The following is a 20,923-nucleotide window of genomic DNA, read 5'->3' on the forward strand; positions in this document are numbered from 1 at the left end:
TACATAATATTCCTACCCTTAAATTCTAAACATTTTACAAAAATCAATTACTATTTTCTAGTATCATTATACATTTTACAATTTATATTTTCAAGATTATAAAATACGTTTCAAATATGATACCTACACATAAATATCTGAAAACTCAATGTTTATACGATCTATTTTATCATCATAATTAAATTGAGTATCATGAACCGTCTTTTTATTTTCAATAGTCTTTACTGGTAAATCTATAATAAATTCTGTTCCACACCCAAGACGACTTTTAACATCTATAGTTCCACCATGCATTTCAACAAACGATTTCACAAGACATAATCCTATGCCACTACCTGCCTGATCACTTTTGCATGGTTTTCCTGCCTGAACAAATCTTTTAAATATGCCATTTAATTTTTCTTTTGGAATACCTGTACCTGTATCTTTTACAGATATTTTAACATTCCTTCCCATATCTGTTACTGTAACGTATAAATATCCTCCTTGTTCAGTGAATTTTATGGCATTTGAAATAAGATTTAATATTATTCTTTCTATTTTATCGGCATCACATGCCATAATTTTTTCTTCTACATTTGTATCAAATGTCAAATTTATTCCTTTATTTCTTACATATTCCACTACTGATAATGTTATATTTTCAACTATATTAATTATATTAAAATTATCCAGATTAAGTTCAGAAAATCCTGCATCTATCTTTGTCATATCAATCATATTATTGGTGAGTCTTATAAGTCTATAACAATTTTGATTTATTATATTTATATATGTAGTTAGTTTTTTACTTTCATCTAAATTATCTCTTTTTATAATAACATTACATAACTGCAGAGAATTAAATATTAAATTAAGAGGTGTCCTAAATTCATGTGACAGATTGGCGAAAAATTCAATTCTAATTTTATCATGGTTTAAAGTTTCCTTTATGACTTCATTTTGTTTTTTTATTATATTTTGAAGCCTTGTTATTTTATTTTTTTCATAATTTCTTCTTTTTGTGTGTTTTAAATCATCCGTATTCGGTGACTTTTTTTCCATTTTATTCATCCCCCATACATCGTATTAATAACTTATTCTATACGTTTAATTTCACTTCCTTTAATTGTATTAATAACTTATTCTATACATTTAATCAATTTCCTTCATTTAAATGTAATTTTTTATAAGAAAATAAATTTGACTAAATATTATTTATCAACTATAATATTACCTAAATTAAATAAGAACTCTTATCAAGAGAGGCAGAGGGACTGGCCCTATGAAGCCCGGCAACCAGTATCGCTCATTTGCGATATATTGGTGCCAATTCCTGCAGCAAGGAGCTGATAGATAAGAGAGGTCACAGCAATATTGTTTTTAAAACCTCTTTTATTAAGAGGTTTTTTTATTTTAATATTTTGAAAGGACGGGATAATATGCCTCAACTTAGTACAAAATTAAACCTTTTTACAGACTCTGTTATAAGAAAAATGACTCGAATAGCAAACCAATATAATGCAATAAATCTATCACAAGGTTTTCCTGATTTTGATCCTCCTTCTGTAATAACTGACAGATTAAAAGAAGTAACAAAAGAAGGTCCTCATCAATATGAGATTACATGGGGCTCACAGAAATTTCGTGAAGCACTTGCAAAAAAACAATCAAAATTCATGAATCTTGATATAAATCCTAACACCGATATTGTTGTAACTTGTGGAAGTACAGAAGCAATGATGGTAGCTATGATGACTGTTTGTAATCCAGGTGACAAGGTAATTGTATTTTCACCTTTTTATGAAAATTATGCATCGGATTCAATACTCTGTAATGCGGAACCAATTTATGTACCACTTTATCCTCCTGCTTTTAAATATAATAAGGAGGAATTAATAAATGCTTTTAAACAAAAACCAAAAACTTTAATTTTATGCAATCCTTCAAATCCTATTGGAAAAGTATTCAGCCTAGAGGAACTCGAATTTATAGCAAATCTTGCTGAAGAATATGATACTTTTGTTATAACAGATGAAGTATATGAACACATAGTAATGCCTCCATATAAGCATATATATTTTGCTTCCCTGCCTAATATGTATAAGAGAACTCTATCTTGTAGTTCACTTTCAAAGACTTATTCAATAACTGGCTGGAGGCTTGGCTATATAATTGCACCAGCCAATATAATTGAAAATGCTAGAAAAGTACATGACTTCTTAACTGTAGGGGCCGCTGCACCGCTTCAAGAGGCTATTGTAGCTGGATTAAATTTACCTGACAGTTACTATGAAGATTTAACCAAACTTTATACTGGAAAAAGAGATCTATTCCTTAAAGGACTTGATGAAGCTGGCTTAAAGTATATAAAACCACAAGGTGCATATTATGTACTTGTAGATATATCAGATTTGAAAAGAAAAAATGAAACAGATCTTGAATTTTCCGAATGGATGATAAAAGAAATTGGAGTTGCTCCGGTACCAGGATCTAGTTTTTTTAAAGAGGATATAAATTATCTTATTCGTTTCCATTTTGCAAAAAAAGATGATACTTTAAAAGAGGCTATAAAAAGACTTAAGACTTTAGTATATAAAGCCAGGATCAGAAAATCCACTCTTCTATGATATATAGAGTTTCTAACCTGCAACCTGACTTATACTTTGATTAGATATACAACTTTTGATACTATAAATACTTTTTTATAATTTTGGGTTTAGAATTATTAAAAGTATTTATAGTACTGAATTTTGATAACTATTTGAAGTATTTGTCTATTATCTTTTCTGCTGTTCTCCTCTGCATATTGGCATTATTTATAAGTGTTAAAACTACAAGTAGTAACTTTTCATAATCATCTGACCTGTCGAGTTTTTCTGATTCCTTCAAAATTGAATTTACCTTGTTTTCAATTTCTTCTTTAAGGCTAACCTCATCTGCTTTTTTTATGTTCAAAAATACCTGATATAGGGAATCTAACTTCATATTCTCCTCTTCTTTTGAATTTACTACTATTTTATTTAACAAAAGTTTTATATCATTTATAGATAAAATCTGCTTTAAATTATATAAAAATATCATCATTATTATATGATTTCTTGAATACTTTTTATTTTTAATAGGCATAAGTATTTTATCCTTGGTATAATTATTGATCATCGTTTTAGTTAAAAGCTTATCTTCTTCACTACGTTTAGTTCCGCTTAAACTAGTCTCAAATAAAGTTATTACTTGATCCATATATAAATCTAATTTTGGTATATCGGATAATTCTATTTCTTGATTCAAATTTAACTCTTCTATACTTTCAAGCACGTTTTTTTTAATATCTCCCATTTATCTCCACTCCATTTATTATTTACATTATATCATATAGTTTCCATAACTATATGATCTCGTTTTTATATTTTTAAATTGGCAGTATTATTAAATAAATAAAAGTAATTTATCGAAAAACACTTATTTTAACAGTATTTTGGCTAATAATTTAAATTGATATATTATATAATAATTATATAATATAAATATATCATAAAGTGGTTTTAATAACCACAAGAAATTGTATGAACAAATTTTGTAATGAAATATTTTTTGATAAATTGTCAAAGATATACTTATAGTTTTATTTTATAACTATGAACACATTGGGAGGAGTAGTAATGAAAAAATTTTTTAGGGAACCTGTAAATGGTTTTACTCATTTGTTTGGTGCAATAGTATCATTGGTCGGATTAATTTTACTTATTGCAAAAACTCTTATGTCATATCCTTCAAGTAATTTAAAATTGACTGCAGTAATAATATTCGGCATGAGTCTAATTTTTCTATATACAGCAAGTTCAATATATCATCTTATAAATTCTACAGAAAAAGTGCTAAAGTTTCTGAGAAGGCTTGATCATTCCATGATATTTATACTTATCGCTGGAACATATACACCAATATGCCTTATTACACTTACTGGAAGACTTCGTTGGATTATATTTATAGCTATATGGTCAATGGCTGCAGCTGGAGTACTATTTAAAATGATATGGTTCAGTATGCCAAGGTGGCTATCAACTTTATTTTATATAGCCATGGGTTGGTTTGTAATATTATTCATTTCCCCCGTTTCCAGGGTTATAAATTTAAGAGGTATGATTTGGCTTGTATTAGGTGGAATATTCTACACTGTAGGTGGGATCATATACGCATGCAAATGGCCAAAACTCAATTTAAAGGTATTAGGTTTTCATGAGATATTCCATATATTTGTGTTACTTGGAAGCTTCAGCCACTACATATGTATACTTAAATATGTAGTATAAATCAGCTTTTTATATATGGTTTACAATTCTAAGTTAAGCTTTCATTTATAAACCCAATGATATAGGAACAGCTGGATATCTAAAATAGATACCCGGCTGTTTTTTAATTGACCATTTTCACTTTTTGGTTGTCATTTAAGAATAGCTGCCCTTCTGTTATTATATTATCAGTCTCATATATATTATTTGACTTTACTTCTACATATTTGTCATTTGACAAACCTGTCTCTACTGAAACTTTTTTAACTTTTCCATTTGAAACTTTATATATATATGATACTCCATTTTCAATTTTAACAGCTTCAACAGGAACTGTGATTACATTATCGACCTTCTCATCTGGTAATTCCACCTTAGTAAACATACCAGGTTTTAATTCTCCACTTGAATTATCAACCTTAATCTTAACTATATATGTTTGAGTCTTACTATCTGCTGCAGGACCTATACTATATATCGTACCAGTTATATTTTTATCTTTAAGTACTCCTATCTCTATTTTAATTTTGTCCTCCGATTTTAGTTTACTCATAACCTTATCAGATACATTTACCTCTGCATCAAGTGTACTTGTGTCTATTATAGTAAGAGCCGACGCAGCAGTTGGAGTCATTTCTCCCTGCTTGGCATTTACTACTGATATCGTTCCGGAAATTGGTGCAGTAACAGTCGCATTACTCAGCTGTACTTTAGCAGACTCAACAGCAGCCTCTGATTGTGCCACTTGAGCCTGTGCAGCTTGTATAGACTCGGGTCCAACCTCATTACTTATTACATTAAAATTATTTTTAGCCCCATTATATGCTACTTCAGCAGTTTTATATTTAGTAGTTGCCGTCTGTAAATCCTGTTCTGATACAGCTCCAGCACTGTACAAACTCTGCATCTTATTATAATAATCCTGCGCATCATTATATGATACGGCTGCACTTTGGAGTGTTTGCTCTGCTTGAATCATAGGCTGATCTACAGCCGCTCCCTTTGTCTTTCCTAAATTTGCATTAGCTGAATCTAATGCCGCCTGCTGCTGGTCAACTTGTGCCTTAAGTTCACTTGAATCAAGTGTAAAAAGCACTTGTCCACTTGATACCTTACTTCCTACATCTACATTTAAGGAAGTAATTTTACCTGCCATTTTAGCAGATACATCCACTTGCTTTATAGGTTTTATCTGACAAGAATACTCAACATATGTGGATATTGAATTTATAGAAGGTTTTACTGTTTTTACAGTAGTTATATTATTTTTTACTTTAGTATCCTTTTTATTATTTATTATTCTCATAGTAAATATTCCTGCAATAATTACTATAATTATAATACTAATAATTAGTTTCTTTTTACTTATATGATGAGTAATATTTTTGATGTTATCAATAACTTTCATACTGTGACACCTCCTTATTACCTTTTGTGAATCTTCTTTTTAATGAACTTTTTATGTCTTCTAGTAACGTGTATACAACTGGTAATAGTATAGGAGTTAATATTGTAGAAGTTATCATTCCACCTATTATAAGACAAGACATTCCACTAAGTTCACTTCCTTCACCTGTAGAAATAGCTGAAGGTAACATACCTACTACCATTGTTGCAGTGGTCATTATAATTGGTCTAAGCCTTGTAACACCTGCCTCAAGCAATGCCTCTCTAAGATTCATCCCACGTTTCATAAGTGTATTTGTATAATCTATAAGAAGTGTTCCATTTTTAGATGCTAATCCGTCAAGCATAATTACACCAATCATTGTCGGAATACTTAATGTCTTTCCTGTTATAGCGAGTATTCCAAGTGCTCCGATTATAGCACATGGAAGTGCAAGCATTCTTACTGCTGGCGTTAAGAAGGACTCATATAATACTACAAGGATCATATAAACAAGTACTATGGATGCAACTAATGCTTTTATAAGAGAAGCGAATGAATCTGTCAGCTCTTTTTGATCTCCACCAAATTTTATTTCATAACCTGCCGGGAGATTCAAAGTCTTAAGTTTATTCTTAATCTGACTATTTACCTCTCCAAGTGACTTACCCTCTAAATTCGCTGAAACAGTTATTACATCTTGTCTATCCTGTCGTGAAATTGTAGATGGACTATCCGCCACCTTAATATCTGCGATTTGATTTAATGCAATAGGTTGTCCAGATGAACTCAATACTTTTATGGAACCAATATCTTGTGGAGTTTTTACCTGCCCATCCATAAATTTAACATTTATATCATAGTCGTCATCGTCAGTGGCATACTGACCAGCTGTAGAACCATTTATTCCTGTTCTAAGTGCTGCTGATATATCCGATAAAGATACTCCATAAGTTGAAGCGGCAAGTTTATCTATTTGCACTCTTATTTCATTAGAATCGTCATTCGATGAATTCTCAACATCAGTAATACCTGGAACAGTTTTTACTAAATCCTCAACCTTTTTACTTATTTCTGTTAAATTCTCGTAATCATCACCCTCTACATTTATTGATATTGGCTTACTCCCTGATCCGGCTAAACCCATACCTGATTCAGAAACGTCAAATTTTATTCCAGGTATTTGATCTCCCCATTCACGAAGTTCAGCCGCTACATCGCTTTGACTCTTCTTCCTTTGATTTATAGGTTTTAATTGCACCACCATCATTGCAGAAGATGAATTATTACTGCCTATTATAGAATAATAATCCTTAACATCTTTCATTGATTTTAAGTGACTTTCAATCATTTTTACTTTATCATCCGTCTGATTTAAATTAGAACCAGAAGTTAAGGACACATTTACAAAAAATTCACTTTGATCAGATTGCGGCATAGCCTCAGTTTTTATAACTCCCATTGGTATAAGCGCAATACTAAAAGCTATAAGTAAACATGTTGTTATTATAACCTTGGCTCTATTTTCAAGAGACCACACAAGTAATTTTTTATATGATTGTGTCCATTTATCTATGAATTTAGAAATAGATTCCATGGCCTTTAAAATAAAATTATTCTTTAATCTAGAATTTTCTTGTGCGTGTGTTTTTGGAAAAGCTTTTTTAGATTTAAACAAACGCGATGCAAGCATTGGTGTAACTGTAAACGATACAAAAAGTGAAAATAATGAAGCAAATGTTATTGTGAGTCCAAATTCTCTAAAATACTTGCCTATCATTCCTGACATAAAGGCAACCGGAGTATATACAACAACATCACACAATGTAATTGCAATAGCTGCAAGCCCTATTTCTCTACGTCCTTCAATAGCAGCTTTAATTGGATTTTCACCAGCTGCAAGGTGCCTCTGTATATTCTCGAGTACAACTATAGAATCATCAACCAATATTCCTATGCAAAGTGACAATCCCATTAAAGACATCATATTCAAAGTAAAATGGCAAACATACATCATGAAAAAAGTTGATATAAGTGATGTTGGTATAGCTACCAATACAACTAATGATGAACGCCAGCTCTTTAAAAAGAACAGCAATACTATAGCAGTAGTTATTATTCCTTCTATAAGTCTATGTTGTATATCTTTAAGTGAAGATCTTATGTACGTTGTAGTATCCTCTACTACTGAAATTTTAACTCCTTGTGGAAGCTGTTTATTTATCGTATTTAATTGTTCCTTTACATTGTCAACAACCTTAACCACATTAGCATCGCTTTGTTTTTGGATCTCAATTCCTATTGTATTATGTCCGCCTGTTCTCAGTATTTGAGTAGCATCTGGGTAGTCCATGTTAACCCTGGCTATATCTGAAAGCCTTATACTGCCGCCCTGTGAATTTACTCCACCGGTTGGAATAATCAAATTTTTAACATCGTCAATACTATTAAATTGTGCCATTGCCCTGACAGTTTGTGTACTTTTGTTTTCTTTTATTTGCCCAAGAGGCATATTAACATTATCTGATTGCAATTTTGCGAGCACATTATTAATATTAACACCATAATAATCTACAGCTGTTTTATCGAGTTTTACCATAAGCTGTTTTTTTTGTGCACCATCTATGGTAACATTACCTACTCCAGTAGTTTTTTCAAGCTGTTCTTTAATCTTATCAGCCTGGTTATACAGTTCATCATATGATACATTTCCCGTTACACTAAGTACAAGTGCTGATATTATATTAGTATCCAGTTTATATAAAATAGGCTTGTCCGCGTTTTTGGGAAGTTTAGCACTTAAATTATCAACAGCTTTTTGTACATCAAGAAAAACTGTATTCATATTTGCGCCAGTTTTAAATCTTACAATTGTTGTACTGACCCCTTCTCTTGCTGTAGAACTTATTGTATCAACACCACTTATTCCGGAAACAGAATCTTCTACAGGCTTTGTAATGTCCTTCTTTATCTGATCAGCATCCGCTCCATTATAACTTGTACTTATAGTCATAATTGGTATATCCATAGACGGCAGCAAATCAGAGCCAAGACTTGTATACCCCATAACTCCGAGTCCTATAAGCAGTGCCACTACAATTATTATTGCGGTAGGCCGTTTTACAGATATTTCAGTTATACTCATCATCTCACCTCCAAATAAATTTAATAAATTGGTTTGAATATTCATCTAAAACTAATGTTCAAATTATAGCATACTAGAAAATTTAAGTAAATAATTTGTAAAATATACCAGAGATTTAGCACCTAAATTCCAGTAAAAATTTTATTTTTACTGGAATTGTATCCAATTACATTTATTTAAAGGGCTGGTAAGCACGGAGACCGTTAGGTCAAAAAAATAATTATAATACCTCTTTACCCCGATAAATTTATATAATCAATTTCCAGTTTTAATTTTGAATTATGTCTTTCCAAATATAGGGTTATTCCAATTATCTTCTATAGTAAATCTTTCATCTTTTATATCTTCAATAATATCCATTTGAAGCATATTCTTTTCTCTAAAACCCCTTATACACCTAAAAAAGTATAACTGCATTAAATTAAATGCTATTATTATAAACATTAAAACTGTTTCTACGCCCGTAGGGCTATGAAGAAAACAGTGATCTAAATGCCATTCCGTCTTCAGTTGATGAAATATATTATTTTCAATGTCCCATCTTTTATGCATTATCTTCCACAGGCTTTCTACTGATGTAAATTTATCTGTTGTTATGATCCATCCTTCTTTAATCTCTATTCTGTCTCCAGTATGAATTTCTTCCACAAACCTCAAGAACCTTACTTTTATATCCTTATCAGACATTTCAAAATTATCATCTTCCCATGCCTTAATTTTTGTGTAGATATTTGTATTTTTTCTTACAATCCAGTTCTTATCTGCCTCACGGCATTTAAATAAAGCTAACGCGTCTTTTACAATGTGAAGACGTTCATCTTTTACTCTAACTACAACATTCATTCCTATAGAGAGTACTTCTTTTATCCATGTAGCATTACAATACAAAGCATCAGCTACAATGATATCCGCAAAGTGATGATATTTTTTATATAGCTTTTTAATTAAACGTTTGCCGGCAGTAATTTCTCCTTCATCTTTACCTGAACTATCTTTTTGGGATTCAAGCATTTCCTGATCTAAAACAATATGTGGATCACAACCAACCATTGCACAAACTACTGATCTGTGAAAATGATGCGTTATACCATTTTTATCAACCCTTGTAAGGCAGTTGTTACAAGATTTTTTAATACTGTCAAATAGTTCTACACCATCTATGGCAGCTACCTTTAAACCATCTATAGTACCATTTCTAAATACTTTATTCTTCGCAGTAGTTTTTATTATGTGCTTGTTGATATTTTTTAAGCCATCAAGATCAAAATCATTCAAGAAACGCCTAACGGCGTCAATGCGTAGCATTTTAGTATTTTTAGGTAATACCTTTTTAAATTTATTCTTTTCAATCCAATGTTCTAATCTATTGAAACTTCTTATTTGAAGCATGAATCCAAATAATACTACGAAAGCTATTGTTGAAACTTTTGCTGGAGATTTTATTATTTTATTTTTTAAACTATTGATTTTTTCACCTATATCATATACCCTGTTAATATAAGTGAGTAGCTGTTTCAAATAACTTTTACTCATTTTATCAGCATCCTTTTATTTTTAGTTTTTAGCAAAACCATTATAAAAAGGATGCTTTTATTATGCAAATTTTTTCCGTATAATTTCCAGTAAAAATCGGAATCTATTAATTCTACTGTAAATATTCATAAGACTTTATAATTCAAAGGACTACCGTCCTAAAAATTTTTTAAGTGCTAAACTTCTGAAAATATACTAAAAAAAATTAACTATAATTTAATAATTTGATATACAAATCACCCACACTTTCTTAAATTAAATTATAATTATAAAAAGGGCTATAGTTTAATACATAGTCGGTATTAAACTATAACCTCTTTTATAAGTTCAATATGCAATTTTTATTATTTTTAAAACAATTTCCGCAGGATACACATTTAGATTTTGTAGTTAATCCATTTACCCATTTGTTTATCAAGTCAGGTTCACATACAAAAGGCCTTGCCATTGAAAAATATTGTATTTTTGAAGTACTCAGTATTCGATCCATATTACATATATTTCTATTCACTCCCACAAGTATTACAGGAGCCTCTATTTCCTCTGCCACTTCCTCTGCATAATCTTTATATACAGATTCTTTATTTGTTTCCTTTTCCCAAATTCTATCTCCTCCGCTTATTTCAATAGCATTTATACCTCTCTTATCAAGCTCTCTGCACACATATTTGCAATCATCAAAACTTGCACCACCAACTTTAAAATCAGAACAATTAAGCTTTATAAATATATTAAAATCACTGCCAACTTTTTTGCGTATTTCATCATATACATCGAGTATAAGCCTAGCTCTGTTCTCTATAGATCCACCATACTCATCTATCCTATTATTATATAGTGGACTCAAACTCATATTTAAATAGTATCCATGTGCAGCATGTATTTCAACTCCATCAAAATTTGCCTCTTTAACTCTATATGCCGCCTCACCAAATGCCTTCACAATATTATTTATATCTTCTTTTGACATATCATTTGTTAATCCAGGTGATTCTATGCCTCTTTTTCTATTTATATATTCTCTTCCATGAACTATCTGCATTATAATCTTGCAGTTATTACTATGCACCATATCAGTTAACTTTTTATACTCTTCAATAAAAGAGTTATCATATATTCCAAGTATTCTAGGTGCTGGTTTATCATCTTTAAATACTGTTGTATAACTTGTTATTATAAGTCCAGTACCACCTTTTGCTAAATCCTTATATAAATCAAATAATTCTTCAGTAATATGCCCATCTTTACAAGCTTTGCCTTCATAAGTTGCTGAACGCACAAATCTATTTTTCAGTTCCATATTGTTTATCTTTGTAACATCAAATAAAGAGTTCATTAAATAGCCCTCCTTTTAATATAATAAATGAATCATTAACTTCCTTCTTCATATTATACCACTACTATAAAATATTTACTTTTCCATATTTCATAAAACCATCGCATATATTAGGTTTTACCTTTTCTTCTTCAGTTAAATATTCTATATACGATTTTAATGATCTCTCTATAACATTATACTTGTATATACTGTTTATATGGATATGAAATGCTTTTATTACAGTTCTTAATATTTCTTCCATTGTCATATTCCCATTTATTAATTCACATATTCTTTTTGATCTAAACTTATAAAAATCTATATTATCTGATATGAGTTGCTTTATATCGTCATAAATGCCTTTATGAGCAACTATATATTTGCTGCACTCTACATCGTAAAGTTTATTCTTACTTTTTAAATCCTCCTTGAGCATAAGCGCATACGGCATCTTGGCACTATTCATAACATCATAACCTATCAAAGCATCCCCTATATATAGAACATCATCAGGTGTAATTATACATATATGTCCCGGACTATGACCTGGTGTATGTATAATTTTAAACTTAATACCACAAATAAATACACTGTCTTGTTCATCTGATATTATTATATCTGTCTTGCAAACCATATGTCCAAAATGTTTTTTCACATCGGTCAAGGACTGGCCACCATAGTAAACTTTTAAATTTATTATAGAATCGCATATAAAGGCTTCAGGTTCAGACATTGCAATTATACAATTAAACTTTTTCTTAAAATAAGCATTGTTTCCAATATGATCTATATGAGAATGACTTGATATTATTGCAGCGACCTTAAAATTATTCTCTCTAAATATATCTTCAATACCTTCTCTTTCTCCTCTTGCCCATCCTGAATCAAACATTATAATTTTTTGTTCATCAATTTTATAAAATGGTATATACGTCATTCCAGTATCAATGCAAAACGTATTTCCCTTTACTTTTTCTATGTTCATATGTTTTCAGTAAATGAATATTTACTTCTCCTTTCAACAAATATATTTCACTATTATATTATATTCTCTTTTTAAATAAATAGATATAAATTTATTCGTATTTCGTGTCACATTATAAGGATTCTTCAATATATATAAACAAAATATCGCCTGCACATCTAAAGTTTTTCATTAAAAATACGATAATGACTTTATCATTCTATTTTAATTTTATAGGCAGTGAATATAATGAATTCTTTTGAAGAAAATTTAAAATACATCAAAGTTATTGATAAAAATCAAGTTATGGTTTTAAAAAAATATATATATTCTAAGTATAAAGATAATTCAAAAGTTGAAAATGCAAAATTATTATCTAATACAGTAAATCATATAATCTACTCAAAGCTAGAAGGACTTCCTAATGAATTTAAACAATCTATAAAGGTTGATACATTAAAAAATACCTTTATGCAGAACAAGGATTTAATTACTATATTTGATATGTTTAATTCGTGTCTCAAAAATAAGAACCTTTTAAATAATTTTACAGAAAATCTAAAAGCATGGATAAACTCTTACTCAAACATCAAGATAAATTCTGAAGAATTCTATAACTACCTTAGCACAAGAAACATAACACTTGACAATACAGCTGCTAGTTCTATTGTCAATGAAACTACTACTTTTACAAAATACAAAAAACATATATATATAACAGCTGTATCTATAATTTTAATTACATCATTATGTGCATTTAACAAATTTTCACCAAATACCTTCAGTGAAATAGGATATGAAAGCAGAGGTATTCTGGGAATAGATAATATTAGGACATCCTCTAAATTTCCGAATCTACATCTTCCAGTCTATATGAGATATAGATCTATAAACAAAACAAAGTTGAAAAATTTTCTGGATAAGCGCAATTCCCTCCTGGCATCTGAACCATATTTTAGCACTATTATTAATACATCAAAAGAATTTAATTTAAATCCAGTTTTATTATTTGCAATAACAGGTCAAGAGCAGAACTTTGTTCCAAAAACTGATCCCACTGCATCAAAGATAGCAAACAATCCTTTTAATGTTTATCATAGCTGGCAGGAGTATAATACAAACATAAAAGATTCTTCTCAAATAGCATCAAGAACAGTTATAAATTTAGCTAAAGGCATGCCCAAAAATTCAAATCCATTTCTTTGGATTGGTAGACAATATGCAGAAGATAAAAATTGGGGAAATGGTATTGAATCAATATTTAATGAGTTATCATCATATATAAAATAAAGATTCCTATACAATTAACAAATATAAAGCTATAATAAGGAATAATTGATATGATAATTAAAATTTACAAATTGGAGGACATTAGAGATGAAAAAACTGGATAGGGATTTTTTTGATAGAGATTCATTAATAGTTGCACAGGAACTCTTAGGTAAAGTAATTGTTCATATTGTAGATGGTAAAAAACTTTCTGGTAAAATTGTTGAGGCTGAGGCCTATATGGGCATTACCGATAAAGCTGCACACTCTTACGGCGGCAGAAGAACTCCGCGTGTAGAAGTAATGTACGGCAATCCAGGATTTTCTTATGTATTTATTGTTTACGGCATGCACTACTGCTTTAATGTAGTTACAAGAGAAAAGGGAAATCCTCAGGCTGTTTTGATAAGAGCTGTCGAACCTGTAGATGGTGTAGAATATATGGCTTTAAATAGATTTAACAAAAAATATGACTGCCTTACAAAAAAACAAATAAATAACCTTACAAATGGACCTGGAAAACTATGCAAAGCCCTTCTTATTGATAAGAGTCTAAACGGTGAAGATTTATGTGGCAGTAACTTATATATAGAAGAAGGAGAAAATGAGAAATTCAATAAAATAGCTTCTAAGCGTATTGGAATTGATTACGCAGAAGAAGCCAAAGACTACCTTTGGAGATTTTACATAGAAGATAATCTATATATATCTGTAAAGTAACCAATTTTGTTACTTTACAGATCAAAAATCTTCAAATTTACTATTTAAATATTAAAATGTTTTTATAACCTCTTCAAGCTTTATAATAAACTTGTCTATGTCTTCTTTCTCTATATTAAGTGGAGGTAATATTCTTATAACATCTTTTCCTGCCGTTATCAGCAGAAGTTTATGTTCAAAACATCTTTTACTAAATTCGCTCACATCAATGCTTAATTTCAATCCAAGCAAAAACCCCATTCCTTTAATTTCTTCTATTATATTATACTTTTCTTTAAGTTTCTTTAATTTAGATACCATATAATCACTTTTATCATCAACTTTATCTAATATTTTATTGTCTACAAGCTCATCTAAAACCGCACATCCAACTGCACAAGCAAGTGGATTTCCGCCAAAGGTACTTCCGTGATCTCCATGAGTTAAAACGGATGCTCTTTTATTTGTCATAACCGCGCCTATTGGAAATCCGGCTCCTAGTCCTTTTGCCATACAAATAACATCAGGTATAACATCAAATTTTTTATATGCAAACAAACTCCCAGTTCTACCTACGCCGCACTGAACTTCATCAAATATTAAGAGCGCATCATATTTTTCACATAATGCTTTTACTCCTTTTAAATACGCGCTATCCGCACAAACAACTCCACCTTCTCCTTGTATCGGTTCAATTATAATTCCGCAGACATCTTCATTTATCTTACTTTTTATATCTTCTATATCGTTGAACTTAGCATTTGTAGTTCCCCCAATTAAAGGTTCAAAGTCCTCTTGATATTTTTTCTGACCGGTAACAGATAATGCTCCCATAGTTCTTCCATGAAATGAATTATCCATATATATTATTATATTCTTTTTATTTCCGCCCTTTATCTTTCCATATTTTCTTGCAACTTTAAGTCCTCCTTCAATAGCTTCAGTGCCACTATTACAAAAAAATACAGCTTCATGATCACTTAAATCTGTTAATCTATTAGATAATTTTACAGCTTTATCATTCCAGTAATAATTTGATATCTGTATTTCATTTTGGACCTGATCTGTTATAGCTTCAATTATTGCCGGATTACTATGTCCGAGACAGTTTACTGCAACTCCAGATACAAAATCCATATATTCTGTACCTTTATCATCATATAGTTTACAGCCAATTCCTTTCTTAAAAATAACATCAAATCTTCCATAAGTATCCATTATATTGCTCTTTGGCATCGCTTTTCTCTCCCTTCCAATTCCCTTGTAATCTTTGTACCAGAACTATTTATTATATCTAAAATTGCACTATGATCCTTCCTGCCATCTATAAGATGCACATTTTTAGTACCATCTTCAATTGCTTCTATACAGCATTCCATTTTTGGAATCATTCCACCATCAATTACTTTTTCTCTAATATATTTTTTTATCATACTCGGAGTTATTTCACTTATTATACTGCTTTCATCATTTACATCTTTATATACTCCCTTTACATCTGTGAGTATTATTAGCTTTTCAGCCTTGAGAGATGAACTAATCGCTGATGCAGCATAATCTGCATTTATATTATATCTATTTCCATTTAAATCACATCCAATAGGTGCTATAACTGGCACCCTCCCTCTCTCAATCAGATTTGAAATAAGATTTTTATTTATACTCGCAACTTCTCCAACAAAGCCTATATCTATTTTTTTATTTCCATTATATACATATTTCTTTTTAGCCTTAATCAAATTACTGTCCCTTCCACTCAGCCCAACAGCACTTATGCCATGATTGCTTAGTCTAGCCGATATATCTTTATTAATATGTCCTGAAAGAACCATTTCAACTACATCCATAACATTTTCATCAGTGACTCTAAGTCCATTTACAAACTTACTTTCTATGTTAACCCTATCAAGCCACTTTGATATTTCCGGTCCTCCACCATGAACTATTACAATATCAATACCTACATGTTTCATCATTACTATATCTTCTATAAAGGCATTTGCAGCCTCTCTATTTTTCAATATACTTCCGCCATATTTTATTACAAAAGTTTTACCTATGAATTTTTTTAATAAAGGTAACGGATCAAATTCTAAAGACTTAGGGTCCCCATTATTTATCATCTGCCACACCAACCTTATTGATTTTATACGAATAATTATACTATCTATTTTATTAATATGCAATATATTTTAAATCTTTTTTTATTTTTTATTGCATAATAATATTATTTTATGTATAATTATTTTTATTGAATTTAATAGTTATTTGGGAGTGGTAAAAATGATAAAAGCAGGTATAATAGGTTCTACTGGATATGCCGGACAGCAGTTAGTATGGCTTTTAAGCAAACACACAGATGTAAAAATAGTTTTTTTATGTTCTCACAGTTATGATGGAAGTTATTATAATAATATATACAAAAACTATACTGGTTACTCAAAAGATATTTGCATAAATATGCAGGAAGCTGAAAATAAATTTAGTGATATAAATATTTTATTTATTGCCCTTCCTCACGGCAAATCCTTTAATATAGTAAAAAAAGCTTTAGATAAAGGTGTTAAAGTAATAGATCTTGGTGCTGATTTCAGAATAAAAAACAAAGAAACCTACAAGAAGTGGTATGGAATAGAACATACAAGCAGCAATTTATTAAGTAAATCTATATATGGACTTCCAGAGATAAATAGAGAAAAGATTAAAGAAGCTTCTCTTATAGCAAATCCTGGATGTTATCCAACAGCAAGCATACTAGCTTTAACTCCTCTTTTAAAGAATAATTTGATACATACGGATTCCATCATAATAGATGCAAAATCAGGGGCAACTGGTGCCGGCAGATCTGCTAAAATTGACAATATATTTACAGAATGCAATGAATCAATAAAAGCATATTCTGTTGCCTGTCACAGGCATACTCCGGAGATAGAACAGGAACTTTCAAACATATCCAACACTGATATTAAACTTACATTTACACCTCATCTTGTTCCTATGAATAGAGGTATACTATCTATATGTTATGCTACACTTAATAAAAAAGGAATTACCGAAAAGGATATATATGATATGTATCGTAAATTTTATATGGGAGAACAATTTGTAAAGGTTGTTGACTTCATGCCCGAAACCAGATGGGTTAGAGGTTCTAACATGTGCCATATAGGATTAAGAGTTGACTTAAGGACTAATAGAATAATTGTCGGATCAGCAATAGATAACCTTATGAAAGGTGCAGCAAGTCAAGCCGTTCAAAATATGAATTTGATGTTTGGTTTAGAAGAATCTAAGTGCATTGACTTTCCATCTATGGCATTATAATCCCCATATAGGGCTTGTAACTGAAAGCTTAACTTATGCGCAGACCAGGATTTCCAAAATTAAGACACATTAAAAAATTTTGTAGTAAGTCTTAGCGGAGCGTTATTAAAAATCTTAGTGGATTTTATATGTTTGAACAAAGTGAGTTTATAAAATCTGCTTAGATTTTTATGAACGCAAGCTTACACTTACTAGAAATTTTTTACGTGACGTATTTTGGAAATCCTGGTCTGCGCATAAGTTAAGCTTCTACTTGTAAACTCTAATAGGATTTGTAATTTTAAAGTTAATTTATACCAGAGGGAGATGCTGACAAAATATAGGTACATTAAATGCTTTTATTGTACCGGATTTTGGCAGCATCTCCCGGGGGATGGATTAACTTTTCAGTTACAAGCCCATATTTCTAGGAGTAAATAACCTTATTTTCATCACATACTATTTTTGTTTTCCTTCCATCCATATAAGTCTTTAAAACGACTTTATGTTTCCACAAATCAACTACATATTTAAGAGTCTCTATTGTATACTTTAACTGGAGTTCTCTGCCATCAAACACATGCTCTAGGGTCAGTGTTTTGTCAAATCTTGAACAGTCTGTAATTATTATATAAGGAATACTACCAACCCCACATGAATTACTCAAGGTATCTCTTATATTTTTCCATCCTGTTTCATCTGAGATTTCTTCTATTATAATATTCCTATTTTTTTCAATATACTCAAATAAATTCAATTTATTACATAGTTCTTCTGTAAAATATCTTCTAATAAATGATGAATCTCTTTCCATTTCTCTAACTTCAAATATTTTTTCAATTCCATACTTTTCAGCTAAATTTTTATACAACTCAAATCCAAGAAAATATGGATTTACGCTGCCTTGAAGAGGAACAATTACATCATTGTGTCTTTTTATAAATTCTATATATAGATCAGGTGGCAAATCTAGTTTCTTTAATATATTATAGTGCCAGAAACTAGCCCATCCCTCATTCATTATTTTAGTTTCAATCTGTGGTATAAAATACATTGTCTCTTTTCTTACTATATCTATAATATTTTTCTGCCATTCCTCAAGTTCACCATACTTTGATATAAACCCAAGCATATCCTCAACTGGTTCCTGAGGAATTTTCTCTAAATTTGGAGGTTCTTTTTTATTTTTAGGAATTATTATACTATCTCGTAAATCATCATTTTTATAATCATTAATTTTCCTTTTTTTTATTTCCTCATCAGTCAAATATTTAAATCCCACTGCCCTGTTTGTTTGAAATTTAAGAGCATGAGCTGCATTCAGCATTTTCTCTACTTCTATATACCCTATACTCGGATCATTTATATATGATCTTATCATATCTGCATGATTCTTAAACATTTCTACTGTATATTCGGCATTTGTACCCTGTTTAAACAATCTATTATTTTTAAAAAAATCATTATGTCCATAAACATGTGCTATAGTTAATATTTGAAGTAGTTTTGTATTATCTTTCATTAAATAAGCTATGCATGGATTTGAATTTATAACCATCTCATAAGGCAGACCTGTAAGATTATAATTATATAATGTCTTTAGCTTTTCATATCCTTTTCCAAAACTCCAGTGCGGATACATAGAAGGCATACCTACATATACTTCATAAGCAATCATTTCATTGTAGTTTATTATCTCAAACTCTTGAGGATAGTAATCTAATCCAAAATCTTGTGCTATTGCCTCAATTTTTTCATTCCAATATTCAAGCTCCTTTAAAGTATACTCCAAGTTTTTTCTCCCCCCTATTCAGTATCATTCTTTATATCAACTGTCAGCATTTCTTTTAGAGCATTCCACATATCTTCTTTCTTTTTTATAGATACCGGAACAAAGTTATTTCTTTTTACCTCATTTGAGTATCTTTTTTTTATTGCACTTGTATAGCCATATGCCATTATTTCAGCATAACCAAATAAATTACACACATCACACAATTTATTTGCTGACTTAACAGCCCTGTCATTATCTTCACTCCAGTTATCACCATCACTTACATGAAAAGCATATATATTCCAAATAGATGGATTATATTTTTCTCTTATCATTTCAAGGGCTTTATTATATCCACTTGATATATACGTTCCACCAGATTCAACCTTGTGAAAAAATTCATCCTCAGTTACTATTTTTGCAATTGTAGAATGTGCAATGAATTCTATTTCAACAGTTGAATACTTCATTCTAATAAAATGGTAAAGCATAAGATAAAATGATCTTGCCAAGTATTTCTTAGTTGGATCCATAGATGCTGATGTATCCATAATACAAATTACAACTGCATTATATTCTTTTTTAAGCACAGGTTTAACTCTGTAATACCTAAGATCATCTTCTTTAAATGGAAACCTTCCACTTAGTTTCCCATCTTCTAGCTTGTATCTTTTTTCCAATTTTTGATCTACATTATAGAGATCACTGTCTTTAGATAGTGCACGCTTCATTCCCTGTTTTCTCTTTAATTTTTCAACAACAGTCCTCTTTTTTGCAAGCCTTGGTGGTATTCCTTTTTTTTGATAACCACATTTCTTTCTTGATGATTCAAACACAATTTCAGAATACTTCTTCTTACTTAAGTTAGGGAGATTTAAATCTTCAAATATATATTCCATTATTTCATCTATCGTAACTTCAGTTTCATATATATCTTCGCCCTCTTCATTTCCAGCTCTGCTTCCCTCTTTTTTATTTCCATCTTTTGATGTTCCTATCACATCTCCTCTTTTTTCTGTTCCATTACCACTTCCAACTCCGGGAACATTTTTTCCATATATAAATTTATACTCTTTAAGCCCTTTTATTGGAATCTTTATTTTTTTATTTCTATCAGTCTGCCCAACTATACTTTCCTCAGACAATATATCAACAAGGTTTTTCTTTATTGAATCTTCAACCAGCTGTCTGTTCCGTCTTCTATCCTCAACTGCCCTATCATGATCTATTGGAGTAAACTCTCTGAATATGGCCATATTA

Annotated in this window: 16 protein-coding genes and 1 riboswitch; of the genes, 5 read left to right on the plus strand and 11 right to left on the minus strand. The window is 30.3% G+C overall.

What is annotated here, in order from left to right; all coding sequences use genetic code 11:
- Positions 1 to 123 precede the first annotated feature (123 nt).
- The gene (locus tag D4Z93_RS08380) at positions 124 to 1,044 is read right to left on the minus strand and encodes a sensor histidine kinase (RefSeq protein WP_162920281.1); all 921 of its coding nucleotides are present in this window, start codon (positions 1,042 to 1,044) and stop codon (positions 124 to 126) included.
- 188 nt (positions 1,045 to 1,232) lie between these two features.
- Positions 1,233 to 1,342: riboswitch (SAM riboswitch) on the plus strand.
- A gap of 79 nt (positions 1,343 to 1,421) precedes the next feature.
- On the opposite strand from D4Z93_RS08380, the gene D4Z93_RS08385 reads away from it, so the two are divergent.
- Positions 1,422 to 2,609, plus strand: a complete 1,188-nt coding sequence (locus D4Z93_RS08385; protein WP_119972443.1) for a pyridoxal phosphate-dependent aminotransferase — start codon at positions 1,422 to 1,424, stop codon at positions 2,607 to 2,609.
- A 130-nt stretch (positions 2,610 to 2,739) separates the two neighbouring features.
- On the opposite strand, the gene D4Z93_RS08390 is transcribed toward D4Z93_RS08385, so the two are convergent.
- The gene (locus D4Z93_RS08390; protein ID WP_119972445.1) at positions 2,740 to 3,318 is read right to left on the minus strand and encodes a DUF1836 domain-containing protein; all 579 of its coding nucleotides are present in this window, start codon (positions 3,316 to 3,318) and stop codon (positions 2,740 to 2,742) included.
- Positions 3,319 to 3,641: 323 nt separating this feature from the next.
- Between D4Z93_RS08390 and trhA the strand changes: the two genes are divergently transcribed.
- On the plus strand, positions 3,642 to 4,292 hold the full coding sequence (gene trhA, locus D4Z93_RS08395) for a PAQR family membrane homeostasis protein TrhA (RefSeq protein ID WP_119972448.1): 651 nt from the start codon (positions 3,642 to 3,644) through the stop codon (positions 4,290 to 4,292).
- Positions 4,293 to 4,395: 103 nt separating this feature from the next.
- Here the strand turns inward: trhA and D4Z93_RS08400 are convergent, their stop codons facing one another.
- The 5 genes from D4Z93_RS08400 to D4Z93_RS08420 all read right to left on the minus strand — a co-directional run bounded on the left by D4Z93_RS08400 (position 4,396) and on the right by D4Z93_RS08420 (position 12,639).
- On the minus strand, positions 4,396 to 5,679 hold the full coding sequence (locus D4Z93_RS08400) for an efflux RND transporter periplasmic adaptor subunit (RefSeq protein WP_119972451.1): 1,284 nt from the start codon (positions 5,677 to 5,679) through the stop codon (positions 4,396 to 4,398).
- Entirely contained in the window at positions 5,666 to 8,803 is a 3,138-nt protein-coding gene (locus D4Z93_RS08405) for an efflux RND transporter permease subunit (RefSeq protein WP_119972453.1), read from the minus strand. The genes D4Z93_RS08400 and D4Z93_RS08405 overlap by 14 nt, the downstream gene beginning before the upstream one ends.
- Before the next feature lie 279 nt (positions 8,804 to 9,082).
- On the minus strand, positions 9,083 to 10,336 hold the full coding sequence (locus D4Z93_RS13490) for a transposase (RefSeq protein ID WP_119972456.1): 1,254 nt from the start codon (positions 10,334 to 10,336) through the stop codon (positions 9,083 to 9,085).
- A gap of 319 nt (positions 10,337 to 10,655) precedes the next feature.
- The gene (locus D4Z93_RS08415; RefSeq protein ID WP_119972459.1) at positions 10,656 to 11,672 is read right to left on the minus strand and encodes an NADH:flavin oxidoreductase; all 1,017 of its coding nucleotides are present in this window, start codon (positions 11,670 to 11,672) and stop codon (positions 10,656 to 10,658) included.
- Positions 11,673 to 11,736: 64 nt separating this feature from the next.
- The gene (locus tag D4Z93_RS08420) at positions 11,737 to 12,639 is read right to left on the minus strand and encodes an MBL fold metallo-hydrolase (RefSeq protein WP_119972461.1); all 903 of its coding nucleotides are present in this window, start codon (positions 12,637 to 12,639) and stop codon (positions 11,737 to 11,739) included.
- Positions 12,640 to 12,867: 228 nt separating this feature from the next.
- Here D4Z93_RS08420 and D4Z93_RS08425 point away from each other — a divergent pair, with 228 nt between their 5' ends.
- Both D4Z93_RS08425 and D4Z93_RS08430 read left to right on the plus strand, forming a co-directional pair.
- Positions 12,868 to 13,908, plus strand: coding sequence for a glucosaminidase domain-containing protein (locus D4Z93_RS08425; protein WP_119972463.1), 1,041 nt, complete (start codon positions 12,868 to 12,870; stop codon positions 13,906 to 13,908).
- Between the two features lie 87 nt (positions 13,909 to 13,995).
- Positions 13,996 to 14,607, plus strand: coding sequence for a DNA-3-methyladenine glycosylase (locus D4Z93_RS08430; protein ID WP_119972466.1), 612 nt, complete (start codon positions 13,996 to 13,998; stop codon positions 14,605 to 14,607).
- Between the two features lie 51 nt (positions 14,608 to 14,658).
- Here the strand turns inward: D4Z93_RS08430 and D4Z93_RS08435 are convergent, their stop codons facing one another.
- Together D4Z93_RS08435 and argB are read right to left on the minus strand one after the other, a co-directional pair.
- Positions 14,659 to 15,822 (minus strand): aspartate aminotransferase family protein, encoded by a 1,164-nt coding sequence (locus D4Z93_RS08435; protein WP_119972469.1) that lies wholly within the window; start codon positions 15,820 to 15,822, stop codon positions 14,659 to 14,661.
- On the minus strand, positions 15,804 to 16,709 hold the full coding sequence (argB, locus tag D4Z93_RS08440; protein ID WP_119972472.1) for an acetylglutamate kinase: 906 nt from the start codon (positions 16,707 to 16,709) through the stop codon (positions 15,804 to 15,806). Before argB ends, D4Z93_RS08435 begins: the two co-directional genes overlap by 19 nt.
- A gap of 160 nt (positions 16,710 to 16,869) precedes the next feature.
- Here argB and argC point away from each other — a divergent pair, with 160 nt between their 5' ends.
- Entirely contained in the window at positions 16,870 to 17,910 is a 1,041-nt protein-coding gene (argC, locus tag D4Z93_RS08445) for an N-acetyl-gamma-glutamyl-phosphate reductase (RefSeq protein ID WP_119972474.1), read from the plus strand.
- Between the two features lie 406 nt (positions 17,911 to 18,316).
- Here argC and D4Z93_RS08450 read toward each other — a convergent pair whose 3' ends face one another.
- Positions 18,317 to 19,681: a SpoVR family protein gene (locus tag D4Z93_RS08450; protein ID WP_119972477.1), complete on the minus strand. Its 1,365-nt coding sequence runs from the start codon at positions 19,679 to 19,681 to the stop codon at positions 18,317 to 18,319.
- Positions 19,682 to 19,695: 14 nt separating this feature from the next.
- Positions 19,696 to 20,919, minus strand: a complete 1,224-nt coding sequence (gene yhbH, locus D4Z93_RS08455; RefSeq protein WP_119972480.1) for a sporulation protein YhbH — start codon at positions 20,917 to 20,919, stop codon at positions 19,696 to 19,698.
- Between the last annotated feature and the right edge of the window lie 4 nt (positions 20,920 to 20,923).

It is taken from the genome of Clostridium fermenticellae, from assembly GCF_003600355.1.
In the GTDB taxonomy this organism is placed as follows: Bacteria; Bacillota; Clostridia; order Clostridiales; family Clostridiaceae; genus Clostridium_AV; species Clostridium_AV fermenticellae.

Excerpts from the sequence above, each read along its gene's own strand:
- D4Z93_RS08380 (WP_162920281.1), bottom strand. The coding sequence starts at position 1,044 with ATGGAAAAAAAGTCACCGAATACGGATGATTTAAAACACACAAAAAGA.
- D4Z93_RS08385 (WP_119972443.1), top strand. The coding sequence starts at position 1,422 with ATGCCTCAACTTAGTACAAAATTAAACCTTTTTACAGACTCTGTTATA.
- D4Z93_RS08390 (WP_119972445.1), bottom strand. The coding sequence starts at position 3,318 with ATGGGAGATATTAAAAAAAACGTGCTTGAAAGTATAGAAGAGTTAAAT.
- trhA (WP_119972448.1), top strand. The coding sequence starts at position 3,642 with ATGAAAAAATTTTTTAGGGAACCTGTAAATGGTTTTACTCATTTGTTT.
- D4Z93_RS08400 (WP_119972451.1), bottom strand. The coding sequence starts at position 5,679 with ATGAAAGTTATTGATAACATCAAAAATATTACTCATCATATAAGTAAA.
- D4Z93_RS08405 (WP_119972453.1), bottom strand. The coding sequence starts at position 8,803 with ATGAGTATAACTGAAATATCTGTAAAACGGCCTACCGCAATAATAATT.
- D4Z93_RS13490 (WP_119972456.1), bottom strand. The coding sequence starts at position 10,336 with ATGAGTAAAAGTTATTTGAAACAGCTACTCACTTATATTAACAGGGTA.
- D4Z93_RS08415 (WP_119972459.1), bottom strand. The coding sequence starts at position 11,672 with ATGAACTCTTTATTTGATGTTACAAAGATAAACAATATGGAACTGAAA.
- D4Z93_RS08420 (WP_119972461.1), bottom strand. The coding sequence starts at position 12,639 with ATGAACATAGAAAAAGTAAAGGGAAATACGTTTTGCATTGATACTGGA.
- D4Z93_RS08425 (WP_119972463.1), top strand. The coding sequence starts at position 12,868 with ATGAATTCTTTTGAAGAAAATTTAAAATACATCAAAGTTATTGATAAA.
- D4Z93_RS08430 (WP_119972466.1), top strand. The coding sequence starts at position 13,996 with ATGAAAAAACTGGATAGGGATTTTTTTGATAGAGATTCATTAATAGTT.
- D4Z93_RS08435 (WP_119972469.1), bottom strand. The coding sequence starts at position 15,822 with ATGCCAAAGAGCAATATAATGGATACTTATGGAAGATTTGATGTTATT.
- argB (WP_119972472.1), bottom strand. The coding sequence starts at position 16,709 with ATGATAAATAATGGGGACCCTAAGTCTTTAGAATTTGATCCGTTACCT.
- argC (WP_119972474.1), top strand. The coding sequence starts at position 16,870 with ATGATAAAAGCAGGTATAATAGGTTCTACTGGATATGCCGGACAGCAG.
- yhbH (WP_119972480.1), bottom strand. The coding sequence starts at position 20,919 with ATGGCCATATTCAGAGAGTTTACTCCAATAGATCATGATAGGGCAGTT.